Origin of the sequence: Gilliamella sp. B3783 (genome assembly GCF_026536125.1) — a bacterium.
GTDB lineage: Bacteria > Pseudomonadota > Gammaproteobacteria > Enterobacterales > Orbaceae > Gilliamella.
Genome location: NZ_JAFNOU010000008.1, coordinates 1 through 15,460, shown reverse-complemented (window position 1 = coordinate 15,460; position 15,460 = coordinate 1). Strand labels below are relative to the sequence as shown.

14 protein-coding genes and 2 pseudogenes are annotated in these 15,460 nt (G+C 35.2%); 13 read left to right on the top strand and 3 right to left on the bottom strand.

The genetic code is table 11. The features are described from left to right. Nucleotides 1–280 precede the first annotated feature (280 nt). The 3 genes and pseudogenes from hda to J3U59_RS12055 form a co-directional block, all read left to right on the top strand. Nucleotides 281–964, top strand: coding sequence for a DnaA inactivator Hda (gene hda, locus J3U59_RS09015; RefSeq protein ID WP_065633735.1), 684 nt, complete (start codon nt 281–283; stop codon nt 962–964). A 1-nt stretch (nt 965) separates the two neighbouring features. Further along, nucleotides 966–1,745, top strand: coding sequence for a Cof-type HAD-IIB family hydrolase (locus J3U59_RS09010; RefSeq protein ID WP_267333986.1), 780 nt, complete (start codon nt 966–968; stop codon nt 1,743–1,745). A 396-nt stretch (nt 1,746–2,141) separates the two neighbouring features. Then, nucleotides 2,142–2,264: pseudogene (locus J3U59_RS12055) on the top strand (hypothetical protein); the annotation flags it as partial. Nucleotides 2,265–2,351: 87 nt separating this feature from the next. Here J3U59_RS12055 and J3U59_RS09005 read toward each other — a convergent pair. The 3 genes from J3U59_RS09005 to tusB all read right to left on the bottom strand — a co-directional run bounded on the left by J3U59_RS09005 (nt 2,352) and on the right by tusB (nt 4,439). Then, nucleotides 2,352–3,458, bottom strand: a complete 1,107-nt coding sequence (locus J3U59_RS09005; RefSeq protein ID WP_267333985.1) for an anhydro-N-acetylmuramic acid kinase — start codon at nt 3,456–3,458, stop codon at nt 2,352–2,354. A gap of 4 nt (nt 3,459–3,462) precedes the next feature. After that, a complete protein-coding gene (locus J3U59_RS09000) occupies nt 3,463–4,026 on the bottom strand; it encodes a Sua5/YciO/YrdC/YwlC family protein (protein ID WP_267333984.1) in 564 nt (187 codons plus the stop codon). A gap of 131 nt (nt 4,027–4,157) precedes the next feature. Next, nucleotides 4,158–4,439 carry a sulfurtransferase complex subunit TusB gene (gene tusB / locus J3U59_RS08995; protein WP_267333983.1) on the bottom strand — a complete coding sequence of 94 codons (282 nt, stop codon included), beginning with the start codon at nt 4,437–4,439 and terminating at the stop codon, nt 4,158–4,160. Nucleotides 4,440–4,569: 130 nt separating this feature from the next. Here tusB and tsaE point away from each other — a divergent pair, with 130 nt between their 5' ends. From tsaE to purT, 10 genes and pseudogenes are all read left to right on the top strand, one after another. Further along, on the top strand, nt 4,570–5,043 hold the full coding sequence (tsaE, locus tag J3U59_RS08990; protein ID WP_267333982.1) for a tRNA (adenosine(37)-N6)-threonylcarbamoyltransferase complex ATPase subunit type 1 TsaE: 474 nt from the start codon (nt 4,570–4,572) through the stop codon (nt 5,041–5,043). A gap of 60 nt (nt 5,044–5,103) precedes the next feature. After that, nucleotides 5,104–5,808, top strand: a pseudogene (locus tag J3U59_RS08985) (N-acetylmuramoyl-L-alanine amidase); the annotation flags it as partial. 20 nt (nt 5,809–5,828) lie between these two features. After that, nucleotides 5,829–7,664, top strand: a complete 1,836-nt coding sequence (gene mutL / locus J3U59_RS08980; RefSeq protein WP_267333980.1) for a DNA mismatch repair endonuclease MutL — start codon at nt 5,829–5,831, stop codon at nt 7,662–7,664. 2 nt (nt 7,665–7,666) lie between these two features. Further along, complete coding sequence (gene miaA, locus J3U59_RS08975) at nt 7,667–8,578, top strand: tRNA (adenosine(37)-N6)-dimethylallyltransferase MiaA (protein ID WP_267333979.1); 912 nt, start codon at nt 7,667–7,669, stop codon at nt 8,576–8,578. A 301-nt stretch (nt 8,579–8,879) separates the two neighbouring features. Continuing rightward, complete coding sequence (hfq, locus tag J3U59_RS08970; RefSeq protein ID WP_065633726.1) at nt 8,880–9,125, top strand: RNA chaperone Hfq; 246 nt, start codon at nt 8,880–8,882, stop codon at nt 9,123–9,125. Nucleotides 9,126–9,146: 21 nt separating this feature from the next. Continuing rightward, nucleotides 9,147–10,442, top strand: a complete 1,296-nt coding sequence (gene hflX, locus J3U59_RS08965; RefSeq protein WP_267333978.1) for a ribosome rescue GTPase HflX — start codon at nt 9,147–9,149, stop codon at nt 10,440–10,442. A 23-nt stretch (nt 10,443–10,465) separates the two neighbouring features. Then, the gene (gene hflK, locus J3U59_RS08960) at nt 10,466–11,680 is read left to right on the top strand and encodes an FtsH protease activity modulator HflK (protein ID WP_267333977.1); all 1,215 of its coding nucleotides are present in this window, start codon (nt 10,466–10,468) and stop codon (nt 11,678–11,680) included. A 14-nt stretch (nt 11,681–11,694) separates the two neighbouring features. Then, nucleotides 11,695–12,657, top strand: coding sequence for a protease modulator HflC (gene hflC, locus J3U59_RS08955; protein ID WP_416379602.1), 963 nt, complete (start codon nt 11,695–11,697; stop codon nt 12,655–12,657). Nucleotides 12,658–12,675: 18 nt separating this feature from the next. Beyond that, nucleotides 12,676–13,974, top strand: coding sequence for an adenylosuccinate synthase (locus J3U59_RS08950; RefSeq protein WP_267333975.1), 1,299 nt, complete (start codon nt 12,676–12,678; stop codon nt 13,972–13,974). Between the two features lie 84 nt (nt 13,975–14,058). Next, nucleotides 14,059–15,240 (top strand): formate-dependent phosphoribosylglycinamide formyltransferase, encoded by a 1,182-nt coding sequence (purT, locus tag J3U59_RS08945; protein ID WP_267333974.1) that lies wholly within the window; start codon nt 14,059–14,061, stop codon nt 15,238–15,240. Nucleotides 15,241–15,460: the final 220 nt, after the last annotated feature.

Genomic DNA, 15,460 nt, shown 5'->3' with positions numbered 1-15,460 from the left:
TTTATCCACAATTGTTTTTGTCTTTAAGGTTATTAATCCGATTATAACAGCTTATTAGCCGTATTTATCACAAAGTTATCCACAAAAAATAAGTTTGTTTGCTTAAATTTTGATATATTAGTGATGATGTTTTAAACACTGCTATTTGATCTGTATTGCTCAATTTAACTTATTAAGTAAGATGGTTATTGTGCTTGATTTGTTTTATACAAAAGTGATTGATTTTTGTGGTAGCAAATTTATACTTATCATGAAATTATTTTTATTGTGAGGTTATTTTATTACTCTTTCACAGTTACCTTTACCTTTTTCTTTATCTAATAGTGAAACTTTTGATAGTTTTTATGTGGGCGATAATCAATTATTGTTCGATTCGTTACAAGCTTTATTTGATAAGCCAGGTTTCAATGTTTTTTATATGTGGTCGGCAAGTGCTTCTGGTCGGACTCATTTGTTGCATGCTTCAAATCAAAATAAGTTAGCCAGTTATATTCCTTTAAAGCAGTATTACCATCTTGTTCCCGAAATTTTACAAGGCTTGGATAATTATGATTTAGTGTGTTTAGATGATATTGATGCTATAGCAGGTCACAGAGATTGGGAAGAGGCTATTTTCGATTTATTTAATCGTTTAACTGAGAAAAATGTAAGTAAGTTATTAATTACAGCTAATGCACCGCCTAAACAGATTTGTTTTACTTTACCTGATTTGGTTTCTCGATTATCTTGGGGACAAGTTTATCAATTAAAAGAATTGAGTGATGATGATAAGCTTAAAGCTTTACAATTAAGAGCTAAATTAAGTGGTTTTGAATTATCAACCGAAGTTGGATTGTTTTTATTAAAACGTGTTAATCGTGATATGCGTACACTGTTTTCTTTATTAGAAAAGTTTGAAGTTGCAACGCTTGCTCAACAACGTAAGTTAACTATTCCTTTTATTAAATATATTTTGGATTTGTAGTATGAGTAAAAAGCCTGAAGCTATCGTTTTTTTTGATTTAGACGGAACACTATTTAATAGTCAAATTGAAGTTTTACCCAGTTCTTATCAAGCTATAAATAAGCTTAAACAAAATAATATTATTCCCATGTTGGCGACGGGACGAACGCCTTGTGAAGTCGTTGACTTGATGCATAAAACACAAATCGATTCAATTGTTGGAATGAATGGTCAAGTGGTACTTTATCAAGGTGAAACGGTCTTTACGAATAATATTGATAAAGATGTGATAGCTAGAATTTATCAATTTTCCAAACAACAAATGGATATACCTCTATCTTTTTATAATTATGAAATTATGCGTGTTTCGCAAGATAGTCAACCTGCTAAAGTATTTTATCATTATTTAAAACAACCCGTTCCTCCCGTTGATGATCAGATCTATTTAAATCAACCTATTCAAATGTTATTGCTGTTATGTGAATCAGGCGAAGAACATTATCGTGATCTATTTCCTGAATTGACCTTTATTCGTAATACCCCCTATTGTGTTGATGTTTTTAATCACGGTGGTTCTAAAGGAAATGGCATAACTCAGTTATTACAGCGAAAAGGGTTCACCGATGTACCAACTTATGCATTTGGTGATGGAATGAATGATTTCGAGATGTTCTTAACGGTTGATCATCCAATCGCCATGGCTAATGCCGTTGATGGGCTAAAAGCACATGCTGAATTTATCACTGATGATAATAATAATGATGGAATCGCTAAAGCTTTACAGAAATTTGGTTTGATTTAATTTTATTAAAAATAAAAATAATTTAATTTATCTATAATGATATTTAGATCAATATCTTTTTACTAAAGCAGTTATTATAATCATAACTAGCGGGTTATTTTACTCGTGCTCTCATTTTTGGTGTTGTGTCTTGTTTAATCTATCTGATTTTATGAATTACTTGAGTGTGAATTGATTTGTCTAGTTTTATGCAGTAAGTAAACAAGAGACTTAATGATGCTATCTCACCTATAGGGTTAAGAAAAGTATGACTTGTTTGGTTAATGATTAAAATAACAAAAATTTAGTCAATAGCATTGAATTTAGCCAATACACACCTAAAACTATAATCAGTAAAGATGCTTTTTTCGCTAAGCTTGACGAGGTTAAACGCCTAATGGGAAAGATGATGAGGAGTCAGAGCTTAGTTTAAGGTGTTTTGCTGTATCTATTTATGATCGTTTAAGTAACATTCTTGCCGCGTTAAGTTTATTAACGTCTATTTTTAGGTGTAATACGGGTGAAGATGGAGCTAATTAATTAGCGAAATTAGTCAATCAATAGCTAAAAATATCAGCATTAATTAGTTACAATAAATTAACAAAATTTGATGATTAATTATTTAAATTATTGATATATCACCCCTAAGCATACTGCTTGGCTTGCTCCTGTCACTTCAGGAATGTTGGATGGAATATGATTGATTCGACAATAAGCAAGCCATGCAAATGCAATTGCTTCCATATCATCACCGTTTATTCCTTTGTCATTTGTGGTTAATACTGCCCAGTTAGGTAATAATGTCGATAATCTTTGCATAATCAGTGGGTTTTTAGCACCACCACCACATACCAATAATTCGCAAGGTAAATTGTTACTGATGGGTAATTTTTCAATTTCATGTTTAATAGATACTGCAGTTAATGCCACTAAGGTTGCTTGAACATCTTGTGCTTTTAAATTCATGCCTGTCAGTTTTTTATGTAACCACGGTAAGTTAAATAATTCGCGCCCAGTGCTTTTAGGTGCAGGTAATTTGAAATATGCTTCATCAAGTAACTTATTTAATAAGTTTTGTTGAATGTGACCTGTTTTTGCCCACATCGCATCTTTATCATAGCTTTGATTAAGATTTTCATTTATCCAGCCATCAAGTAACACATTACCCGGCCCCGTGTCGTATCCAATGACTGTTTGATTAGGAATTAAGACAGAAATATTACTAATGCCGCCAATATTTAATATGACTCGATTGATGTGTGGATCTTGTAGTACTGCTTTATGAAAAGCAGGTACTAGTGGAGCACCTTGTCCACCATAAGCCATGTCTTTACGGCGAAAATCGGCAATGGTGATAATGCCAGTTTTAGCGGCAATAATATTGGCATCACCAATTTGCATGGTAAAAGGATTATTACCTGTTGGTTGATGGTAAATTGTTTGCCCATGACAGCCAATCGCTTTAATTTGATTTTTATTGATATGATTGTTTTGTAAAAATTGATTGATACTATTAGCAAATAATAGTCCAAGTTGATGATCAAGCTGACCTAAATCTTGTAATGTTGTCTGTTTTGTGTCGCATAGTGTTAGTAATTGTTGTTTAATTGAATTTGGCATCGGATAACAATCACTGATAATGGATGTGACTTTTCCTGCTTTGATATCAACTAGCGCGATATCAATTCCATCCATACTTGTTCCAGACATTACGCCAATATATAAATTTTGCATAACACTATCCTTGCCTAATAATTTGTCCTGTTTTGATATCTCTAATTTCAGAGGGCTGTGAGCGTTGCCCTGTTTCACCTTGTAAAATAGGCAATGTGTCACCAAATTGTTTAGTTACTTCAATTACGGTTCGACAAGGTTCATGACCAGAACGATTGGCACTGGTTGAGACTAATGGTTTTCCAAATAGATCGCAAAGTTGGCAAACTAAGGGATGATTTGTTACTCTTACTGCAATTGAATTATATTGCCCCGTTAAAAAATAAGGCGTGGTTTTATTTTTGGGCATAAGCCAAGTAATAGGACCTGGCCAACTAGCAATTGCTTTTTGTTGTTGCTCTATTGTTAACGCTGCTTCATCTATATAAGGGATAAGTTGTTTAAAATGGCTAGCAATCAAAATCAACCCTTTATCAATTGATCGTTGCTTTAGTTGTAATAGTGTCATTACTGCCGATTGACAATCAGGATCACAACCTAATCCAAAAACAGCTTCGGTTGGATAGGCAATGACTTCCCCTTTTTTTAATCGAGCACTTGCTTGTGATAAAGTTAATAAATTGGTCATTAATATCAGCTATTCATTAAAACACAGTTGAATTTATATTAAACTGCAAGATTTAGATTTGCAAATGTGCCAATTTTGTTTTGATACGTGGTTATTTAAGAATAATGAATTCTTTTAATGATATTAAAAGATTATTCCCAATTTATTTGTGGATAATACTTAGCAGTCAATTCAACTACTTGTTGCATAGTGATGATTTCAAGCCTTACATCGATGAATTGACTAATGCCACGAGCAATAATATCGTTGTCAAGTACATAACAATGCGTGGTTTTTTGTAAAATATCATTCAGTAAGGGATTATTTTGACAAGCAATCATAACGCCATTTTGCCAAAAAAGTACGGCATCTTGCGTAGATATGAGTGTTGTATCAATATTTGCTGAGTGATGAGTTGAAATTGTATGTAACATTTTTCCACTTTTTACTAAAATATCTATTTTACTTTGAATTTTTAAGAAAAAAGCAAGTTAACCTTGCTTGGTACATCTTTAATGGTTATTAGTATATAATAAGGATCATTTATTGAGCAAAGAATTCGTTATGAAACCGATTATTTTAGCTAACGAGCAAGAAACAATTTTATTGGGTAAACAGCTTGCTGAGCAATGTTTAAATTATTTATCTAATCACAATAGTGCGATAGTTATCTACTTAATTGGCGATCTTGGTGCGGGTAAAACAACGTTTAGTCGAGGATTTTTACAACAACTTGGTCATAAAGGTAATGTTAAAAGTCCTACTTATACTTTAGTTGAACCTTATCATTTTAACGATTTTTCAGTTTATCATTTTGATTTATATCGATTAGCTGATCCTGAAGAATTAGAGTTTATGGGCATACGCGAATATTTCTCTTCTCGATCAATTTGTTTAATTGAGTGGCCAAAGCAAGCACAAGGCATATTACCCATTGCCGATATTGAAATCCATTTGTCTTATTTAGCGCTTGAACGCAGTGTTTGTTTACAAGCAAATACCAAAATAGGTCAGTCAATTATTAATTTATTACATTAACAATTAGCGAAAATACTGATGAAAAAATTAATGGCTTTTTTTATGCTTTTGCTACTTTGTAGCTCAGCTAATGCCGCTAAAGTGATTATAGCTGTTGATGCTGGGCATGGCGGTAAAGATTCTGGTGCAATAGGTAAACATAATCTTTATGAAAAAACAGTGACTTTTTCTATTGCTAAAAAGCTTACCAATTTATTAAATAATGATCCTAATTTTAAAGGGGTTTTAACACGCAGTAGTGATAATTTTATTTCGGTATCGCAGCGTTCAGATATCGCGCGTAAAAACAAAGCTAATTTACTTGTGTCAATTCATGCTGATGCAGCGCCAAATCGAAGTGCTTCTGGCGCATCCGTTTGGGTATTGTCAACTAAACGTGCGGATACTGAACTGGGGCGTTGGCTAGAACAAGATGAAAAACAGTCTCAGCTATTAGGCGGAGCTGGTGATGCGCTTAGTGATGACCATAATCGTCATTTAAGCCAGGCGGTATTAGATCTACAATTTTCCTATTCTCAGCGTGTAGGATATGAATTAGCAACACAAGTTATTAAAGAGATGAGTGGATCAATCAAACTGCATAAACGTAAACCTGAACATGCTAGTTTAGGTGTATTACGGTCTCCGGATATTCCTTCTATTTTGGTTGAGGTTGGCTTTATATCTAATGAAACAGAGGAAAGTTTACTTGCTAGTAATACTCACCAAGATAAGATTGCAAGAGCAATTTATCAGGGTATAAAAAATTATGTAAAACAAAATCCTAAATTTGGAGAACGGCACTAATGGCAATACATATTCTATCACCACAATTGGCCAATCAAATTGCCGCTGGTGAGGTGGTAGAAAGGCCGGCATCTGTTATTAAAGAATTAGTCGAAAATAGTCTTGATGCAGGTAGTACGCAAATTGATATTGATCTCGAACAAGGTGGTTGTAAGTTAATCCGTGTTCGTGATAATGGTTTTGGTATTGCTAAAGAGGAATTAGCATTAGCTTTAGCCCGTCATGCCACCAGTAAAATTAGTACGCTAGATGATTTAGATTCAATTATTAGCCTTGGATTTCGTGGTGAGGCGCTGGCGAGTATCAGTTCAGTATCTCGATTGACGTTAACTTCCCGCACCGCCCAGCAATCCGAAGCTTGGCAAGTTTATGCTGAAGGTCGCGATATGAAACCGGTTATTAAACCTGCGGCTCATCCCGTGGGATCAACGGTTGAAGTCTTGGATTTATTTTATAATACACCCGCGCGTCGTCGTTTTTTGAAAACCGACAAAACCGAATTTATGCATATTGAAGAGTTTGTTCGTAGAATTGCTTTAGCGCGCCCTGATGTCTCTTTTAATTTGCAACATAATGGTAAACTGGTTAAACAATACCGATCATCCTCGCTTGAAAAAAGGGTCGAATTAGTTTGTGGTCGAGAGTTTATGCAAAAAGCAGTTAAACTCGATTGGCAGCATGATGATTTACTTATTCAAGGATGGGTTGCTAGTAACGATGTTAGTGATCTGCAATATTTTTATGTTAATGGTCGTGTTATTAAGGATAAATTACTCAATCATGCTTTGCGTCAAGCTTATATTAGTCAAACTCATGAGCAGCAAAGTTATGTTGTCTTTTTACAACTTGATCCAAAACAGGTTGATGTTAATGTACATCCTGCTAAACATGAAGTTCGTTTTCATGAAGCACGTTTAGTTCATGATTTTGTTTATCAAGCTATTATGATGGCATTGGAATCCCATTTGTCTATTACGACTCAAGCGCCAGTCATTACCCCTAATCGCCAAGCTGCGGGGGGGAATATTTTTAATCAATTGGCTCAACCTAAAAATTATCAAGCTAACAGTCAACCAACAAAAAAATCGGGTAATTTTGCTAGAGAAAATACACTATATGGTCAGCTTGTTGATGTTGCTAAATCGGGTGAAACTAAACCGGAGCCAGCAAGATTATCTCACCAAGAAGATCAAATGACTGAGGGGCAAAAAGCGGTGATTGATGCGTTGTTTCCACAGCGAAGTACATCTTTACACTCCTTACAACAGCAGCTTGATAGTTCATCATTAGTACAATTTGGTCGCGTGTTAACGGTTATTCAACCAGATATAGCATTGCTTGAAAAGTTTGAAGATAATCAGCAAAAATTTATGTTGATGAAATTGCCTGTTGCTCAACAAAAATTTTCGGCAATTAAATTATTATCTCAAGATTCTGAAAAATTATTGATTCCATTGACCATTTTAATCAATCATAAAGAACAACAAGCATTAACCAATTATCAACCTCAACTTAATTTTTTAGGATTTGATTTTTATATCGACAAAGCAAAACTACATTTGCAAAGCGTACCTAAAATGCTTAGAACGATGAATTGGCAGCAAATATTACCTGCTTTATTAGCGTTTATTTCATCGTCAAAGGAAGATGCATTAGATCCGACCAAAATTGCAGATTGGCTAGCGAGTCAATGTGATAATACTCAAGCAGTAAGTTGGAGTGTGACCAAAGTGATCCAATTACTTGCACAGCTAGAGCAAATTGATAGCAATTTATTGCAACTAGAAACATTTATACATCCTATTGATCTTCAATCTTTTATAAAATCCATGTAACTATGAATAAAGCAAAAGTTATTTCATTAATGGGGCCAACGGCTTCAGGTAAAACCGCATTTGCAATGGCCCTTTATGAACGTTATCCAATTGATATTATAAGTGTCGATTCAGCGCTGATTTATCGCGATATGGATATTGGTACGGCCAAACCAACGAAACAAGAGCAGTTAAACTACCCACATAAATTAATTGATATATGTGATCCAGCAGAAAGTTACTCTGCCGCCAATTTTAGGCATGATGCTCTAATTGAAATTGAAAAAACGCTAAAAAAAGGGCGAATTCCATTGTTAGTTGGTGGAACAATGTTGTACTTTAAAGCGTTGCTTGAAGGGTTATCACCTTTACCTGTAGCTAACAGTGAAATTCGGCAACAAATAGAAGAAAAGGCCAATAAATTTGGTTGGCAAGTGATTCATGAAGAATTAAAAAAAGTTGATCCTGTTTCTGCTCAAAGAATTCATCCAAACGATCCACAGCGTCTTAATCGTGCTTTAGAAGTGTATTTAATTTCGGGTAAGAGTTTAACCGAACTTACCCAAGAAAGTGGTGAAGCATTACCTTACGATGTGATGCAGTTTGCCATTATGCCTTCAGATCGCGCGCAGTTACATCAGCGTATTGAACAACGTTTTTTACAGATGCTCGATCAAGGATTTGAAAACGAAGTGAAAGCGCTAAAATTACGACCTGACTTGCATTTAAATTTACCTTCGATGCGTTGTGTTGGCTATCGGCAAATGTGGGAGTATTTAGAGGGTCAAAGTAGTTATGATGAAATGGTGTTTAAAGGTATTTGTGCAACACGTCAATTAGCAAAAAGGCAAATTACTTGGCTACGTGGTTGGAAACAACCTGTTACATGGTTAAATCCTGATAATATGGATAAGGTTTTCGATCAGCTTTTTTAGGTTTGAAAATATTTTTTACTTTTTATTACTTTACTTTTTACCTCGAAATTGTTTTTTCAAAATGTAAAAAAGTTTTAGGTTAACATAATATTTTAGTATTTTTTTTTGTTTGATTAGTGTAAATTTATTAAAATTTTAGTTATTTGTGCATAAATTATTGTTGACCAGTTCAAGAGCTGAGTTTTTTATGTTATTTTGGTAAATAGACATAAGTACTTTATGTTTTAGTTAAATTAAATATTTTTAAAAAGTACGATTATATTATCTTCATATTATTATTTTCATCTTAAAGGATAAACTCATGTCAAAAGGGCAGTCATTACAAGATCCTTATTTAAATTTGCTTCGTCGCGAGCATATTCCTGTATCCATTTATTTAGTTAACGGTATTAAATTACAAGGGCAAATTGAGTCATTTGATCAGTTTGTTATTTTATTAAAAAATACTGTAAGCCAAATGGTATATAAACATGCCATCTCAACAGTTGTACCATCAAGATCTATCTCTGGATTGGTGACTCAACCTGAAGAGGAAAGCGAAAGCTGATTAATTCAGTGGAGAATCTGATTGTTTGAGCGATATAAAGGCGGGGAATCTGCCTTATTAGTCCATGTATTCTTCCCTCAAGAAAGCGATATCGAGGATCTGAAAGAGTTTGAAGTACTTGTTTCTTCTGCTCAAATTGAGATTCTCGATATTGTGACAACCTCAAGAAAAGCACCACAAGCTAAATATTTTATTGGTGAAGGGAAAGCCCTTGAAATTGCCGAAAAAGTTAAAGCGCTTGACGCATCAGTTATCTTAGTTAATCACACCTTAACTCCTACCCAAGAACGAAACCTAGAAAAATTATGTGAATGCCGTGTCGTTGATCGAACTGGGCTTATTTTAGATATTTTTGCACAACGTGCTAGAACTCATGAAGGTAAGTTACAAGTAGAATTAGCGCAGTTGCAGTATTTATCAACGCGTTTAGTTCGAGGCTGGACACACTTAGAACGACAAAAAGGTGGAATTGGTTTAAGAGGGCCGGGCGAAACTCAGTTAGAAACCGATAGACGTTTAATTCGTCATCGTATTCAATTGATATTATCTAGGCTTGCTAAAGTTGAAAAACAGCGCAATCAAAATCGACAATCAAGAAATAAAGCCGATCTACCTACTGTCTCGTTAGTTGGTTATACTAATGCTGGTAAATCAACACTATTTAATTCATTAACGCATGCCGATGTTTATGCTGCCGATCAATTGTTTGCAACGCTTGATCCGACTTTAAGACGCATTAATGTTGAAGATGTTGGCGAAGTCGTATTAGCCGATACAGTCGGATTTATTCGTCATTTACCTCATGACCTTATTGCTGCTTTTAAAGCAACATTACTCGAAACCCAAGAGGCCGCACTTTTATTACATGTGATTGATGCATCCGATCCAAACCTATTAGATAATATACATGCTGTAGAAGAGGTTCTATTAGAAATAGATGCCCACGATATTCCAACATTGATGGTAATGAATAAAATAGATTTAATGGAAGGTAAACAGCCTTGTATTGATCGTGACGAAAATGGTATGCCTATTCGTGTTTGGATTTCTGCTCAAAATGGTTTAGGATTAGATCTACTATTTACTGCATTAAAAGAAAGACTTGCTAGACAGATCCAAATTTGTCAATTAAGCTTACCTGTTCATTTAGTCAGGCTAAGAAGCCGTTTTTATCAGCTAAATGCAGTAGAACATGAAATTATAAATGAAGATGGTAGCTTTCAACTTGATGTGAGAATGCCGTCAATTGAATGGAATCGCCTCTGTAAACAAGAGCCAGATCTGTTATACTTAATTAATACGCAAAATAACAACTAATTGTTAAATGGAGCATATAAAATATGGCGTGGAATCAGCCCGGAAATAACGGACAAGATAACGATCCATGGGGAAATAATAATAAAAAACCTTCTAATTCATCCGGTGGTTTTTTAGATAAAATTAAAGACCTATTAAAAAAAGGTAATTCAAGCAGTAATAATGGGGGTTCATCAAAAATTAAATTATCGATGAATAGCTCAAAAATTGTTATTGCAGTCATTGTTGTGCTTATTCTGATTTGGGGAATAAGTGGTTTTTATACTATCAACCAAAGTCAACGAGGTGTGATTACCCGTTTTGGACAGGTTCAACCAGAAATTATTCAACCAGGTTTGAATTGGAAACCTACCTTAATCGACAAAGTTTATGTCGTTGATACCCAAGGTACACGAAATTTTAATGTGCAAGGGTTCATTGTTACAACAGGTGAAAATTTAGTTTTTGTTGAAATGAATGTTCAGTATCGTATCAGCAATCCATTAAAATATTTATTTAATGTAACCAATGTTGAGGATAGTCTTCGTCAAGCTGCTGATAGTGCTTTAAGAACAGCGGTTGGAAGTTCTAATATCGATGCGATTATTTCCGATGGACGAGCTGCGCTTGAAAGCAGTACTAAAGATGAATTAGTTAATGTAATTACGCATTACGATATGGGGATTAACATTGTTGATTTGAACTTCCAAGTTGCTCGACCACCAGATGAAGTGCAAGATGCTTACGATGATGCTATTCGTGCTCAAGGTGATAGCGAACGTGAAATTAAACAAGCTGAAGCAGATAAAGTTCAGTTAGTGCAACAAGCAGAAGGTAAATCTGCAAGAATTTTAGCTGATGCTGATGCGTATAAAGTTCGTGTAGAACTTGAAGCGGCTGGTGATGTTGCACGTTTTGAAAAAATATTACCTCAATATAAGGCTGCCCCTCAAATCACTAAAGAGCGTTTATATATTGAAACAATGGAAAAAATATTAAGTAAAACTAATAAAGTTGTTGTGAATGATAAAAGTGGTAATTTAATGGTGTTACCGTTGGAGCAGTTATTAAAAAATAACAGCGAAAAAATGGCTACACCAACTACGTTGCCAAATCAAAACAGTGATTACAATTTTAATATGCCAAGCTCTTCTGATGCGATAAAAAGTGCACCTCAACCAACTAAAGAGTCACAAAATGGTGCTACAACCCGTAATAATAGTTCTACCAGCAACACTACGCGGACTATGGGACGATAAGGAGAAAAATGAATATGCGTAAATTATTGATTCCTATAGTTTTGATTTTAATCGGTGTGTTTTTTTCAAGTGTTTATGTTATTGAGGAAGGCACCCGTGGTGTTGTTTTAAGATTTAATAAAATAATTGGATTATCTGAACCTGGATTACATTTTAAAATTCCAGGTATTGATAGTGTTAAAGTTATTGATGCTAAAATACAAACCACCAATAGTTCTAATAACAGTAAAGAACAACGTTTTTTCAATGTTCAAAAGAAAGAGTTGATAGTTGATTATTTTGTTCAATGGAAAATTGTTGATTTCAATCGTTATTATGAAACAGTTGCCGGTGGTAATAATGTTGAAGACTTACTACTTGCTCGTCTTAATGGTCGTTTAAGAGCGGAAATTGGTAAACTGAGTAATAAGGACATTATTAATGACTCGAATGCGGATACTAAATCGCGTAATTCTTTAATGATTCGAGTAAAAGATGCTTTAAATGGTACACATCAAGATTCTGTTGATAACGCACCAATAGATAAATTAGTTGCAGATACAGAAAAAGATCCCGAAAGTAGTAAAACGAGTCTACGCGCTTTTGGTGTTGAAGTCGTTGATGTACGTATTAAACAGATTAATTTCCCTGCTGAAGTTTCAGGTTCTATCTATGCCAGAATGCGAGCAGAACGAGAAGTCATTGCCCGCGATAAACGTTTTGAAGGCGTAAGAAAAGCGGAAGAAACAAGAGCGGCAGCGACACTTGAGGCAACAAAAATATTATCTGAAGCTGAACGACAATCACGAATTATTCGTGGTGAAGGTGATGCTAATGCAGCTAAACTTTATGCTGATGCCTTTGGTAAAGATATGGAATTTTTTAGCTTCATTCGAAGTTTAAAAGCTTATGAACAAAGTTTTATTGGTAATGACGTTATGGTTATTAGCCCAGATAGTGAATTTTTCCAATACATGAAACTAAAATCGAATAAATAACAGAATGAGTAATAGTCTATGAGTAATAATGTTGTTGTGCTAGGTACGCAATGGGGTGATGAAGGCAAAGGTAAAGTTGTTGATTTACTCACAGAAAAAGCAAAATATGTTGTTCGTTATCAAGGTGGACATAATGCTGGCCATACGTTAGTGATCAATGGCGAAAAAACAGTATTACATCTTATCCCATCAGGTATTCTTCGTCATGATGTTATAAGTATCATTGCGAATGGTGTAGTACTTTGCCCTGATGCGCTAATGAAAGAGATGAAAGCGTTAGAAGATAAAGGTATTCCCGTTAAAGACAGATTACTGATATCTGAATCTTGCCCTTTAATTCTACCTTACCATATTGCATTAGACCAAGCCCGTGAAAAAGCACGTGGTAGTAAAGCGATAGGCACCACAGGTCGAGGTATTGGCCCTGCATATGAAGATAAAGTCGCTCGTCGTGGACTTCGAGTTGGTGATTTACGTGATCGCCAAGCTTTTGCTGAAAAACTAAAAGAAGTAATGGAATATCATAACTTCCAATTAGTCAATTACTACAAAGCTCAAGCGGTTGATTATCAAAAAGTCCTTGATGACACATTAGCGATTGCAGATATTTTAGTGGCTATGATTGCAGATATTCCGACGCTATTAGAAGACGCTCGGAAGAAAGGCGAAAGAATCATGTTTGAAGGTGCACAAGGTACATTACTTGATATTGATCATGGTACTTATCCTTTTGTTACCTCTTCAAATACTACTGCTGGCGGCGTAGCGACAGGATCAGGTTTTGGTCCACGTTATGTTGGCTATGTGCTAGGTATTGTTAAGGCTTACTCTACTCGTGTCGGTGCAGGACCATTTCCAACAGAACTCTTTGATGATGTGGGTGAATATCTTTGCAAACAAGGTAATGAATTTGGTGCAACAACGGGTCGCCGTCGTCGTACTGGATGGCTAGATGCGGTTGCTGTTCGTAAAGCCGTACAACTAAATTCAGTTTCTGGTTTTTGTTTAACTAAACTTGATGTGTTAGACGGCCTTAAAGAAGTTAAAATCTGTGTTGGTTATCAATTACCTAATGGTGATGTGATTAACAATGCACCGGCTGCTGCTGAAGATTGGAGTTTAGTCAAACCTGTATATGAGTCTATGCCAGGATGGAGCGAATCAACGTTTGGTATTAAAAGTTATGATGCGTTACCACAAGCAGCAAAAAATTATATTAAACGGATAGAAGAGTTAACTGAAACCCCAATTGATATTATTTCAACAGGTCCAGATCGTAGTGAAACCATGATTCTACGTGATCCTTATCAAGCATAATAATTAGAAAATCGGGATATTGTTCCCGATTTTTTATTTTTAGGATATTAAAATTAAAAGTAGTTAACTGAGTATGAGGACATTATGGCTACAATAGGAACGCCGTTATCACCCACTTCAACTAAAGTTATGCTTTGTGGTGCAGGTGAATTAGCGAAAGAAGTCGTGATAGAGCTACAACGGTTTGGTTGTGAAGTTATTGCTGTTGATCGCTACGCTAATGCACCAGCAATGCAAGTTGCACATCGTTATCATGTAATCAATATGTTAGATGGTCAAGCTTTAAGAAAAGTTATCGAAGCTGAAAAACCTGATTATATCGTTCCAGAAATAGAAGCAATTGCAACTGACACTTTAGTCGAATTAGAGCAGCAAGGCTTTACAGTTATTCCTACAGCAAAAGCAACACAACTAACGATGAATCGAGAAGGTATTCGTCGGCTAGCCGCTGAAGAGCTAAAACTACCAACTTCACCTTACCGATTTGCTATAAATGAACATGAATTTAAAAAAGCGGTTGAAGAGATAGGTTTTCCTTGTTTTGTTAAACCCGTTATGAGTTCTTCAGGAAAAGGACAATCACTGATACGTAATCATCAGGACATTGAATTAGCATGGACATATGCACAAGCAGGCGGGCGAGCTGGTGGGGGTAAGGTTATTATCGAAGGTTTGGTGGATTTTGATTATGAAATTACTTTATTAACTGTTCGACATATTCATGGTGTTTCATTTTGTCAACCAATTGGTCATCGACAAGAAAAAGGTGATTATCGAGAATCTTGGCAACCTCAAGCGATGTCTGATAATGCACTAAAGTTAGCAAAGGAAATTGCAACTAAAGTAACTGATGCATTAGGCGGACGCGGTTTATTTGGTGTCGAATTATTTATTAAAGGTGATCAGGTTTGGTTTAGTGAAGTTTCACCACGTCCACATGATACCGGTATGGTGACGTTAATATCACAAAATCTTTCTGAATTTGCGCTGCATGCTCGCGCAATACTTGGTTTACCTATTCCTGTTATTGAACAATATGGCCCGAGTGCATCTGCTGTTTTATTAGTAGAAGGAGATTCTAAACAAGTTACCTTTGCTAATTTAGATAAAGCATTAAGTCAGCCACAAACAGATTTACGTTTATTCGGTAAGCCAGAAGTAAAAGCAACGCGCAGAATGGGTGTTGCGCTTGCTAGAGCACTAACGGTTGAGGAAGCGATTAGTAAAGCGAAGAATGCAGTAAAACAAATCACGATAAGCTTATAAAGTTACGTTTAGCTTAAAAAGCAATCACTCGATAAGAAAAATTTGAAATTTATAAAATTGGGGGTTGACGTAGGCAAATGAAGTGAGTAACATACGCAACCCTTGAGACAGCAAACTGAAACAACAAAATGTTTGGTTAAATTTAACGCTGTCAGCTCTTTAAAAAGAAGAAACAGACAATCTGTGTGGGCACTTGCGAGACGAAAAAATTAAAAGTCTA

Bases quoted from the DNA above. Each gene is read 5' to 3' on its own strand.
- J3U59_RS09010 (WP_267333986.1), top strand. From the start codon at position 966: ATGAGTAAAAAGCCTGAAGCTATCGTTTTTTTTGATTTAGACGGAACA.
- J3U59_RS09005 (WP_267333985.1), bottom strand. From the start codon at position 3,458: ATGCAAAATTTATATATTGGCGTAATGTCTGGAACAAGTATGGATGGA.
- J3U59_RS09000 (WP_267333984.1), bottom strand. From the start codon at position 4,026: ATGACCAATTTATTAACTTTATCACAAGCAAGTGCTCGATTAAAAAAA.
- tusB (WP_267333983.1), bottom strand. From the start codon at position 4,439: ATGTTACATACAATTTCAACTCATCACTCAGCAAATATTGATACAACA.
- tsaE (WP_267333982.1), top strand. From the start codon at position 4,570: ATGAAACCGATTATTTTAGCTAACGAGCAAGAAACAATTTTATTGGGT.
- mutL (WP_267333980.1), top strand. From the start codon at position 5,829: ATGGCAATACATATTCTATCACCACAATTGGCCAATCAAATTGCCGCT.
- miaA (WP_267333979.1), top strand. From the start codon at position 7,667: ATGAATAAAGCAAAAGTTATTTCATTAATGGGGCCAACGGCTTCAGGT.
- hfq (WP_065633726.1), top strand. From the start codon at position 8,880: ATGTCAAAAGGGCAGTCATTACAAGATCCTTATTTAAATTTGCTTCGT.
- hflK (WP_267333977.1), top strand. From the start codon at position 10,466: ATGGCGTGGAATCAGCCCGGAAATAACGGACAAGATAACGATCCATGG.
- hflC (WP_416379602.1), top strand. From the start codon at position 11,695: ATGCGTAAATTATTGATTCCTATAGTTTTGATTTTAATCGGTGTGTTT.
- J3U59_RS08950 (WP_267333975.1), top strand. From the start codon at position 12,676: ATGAGTAATAATGTTGTTGTGCTAGGTACGCAATGGGGTGATGAAGGC.
- purT (WP_267333974.1), top strand. From the start codon at position 14,059: ATGGCTACAATAGGAACGCCGTTATCACCCACTTCAACTAAAGTTATG.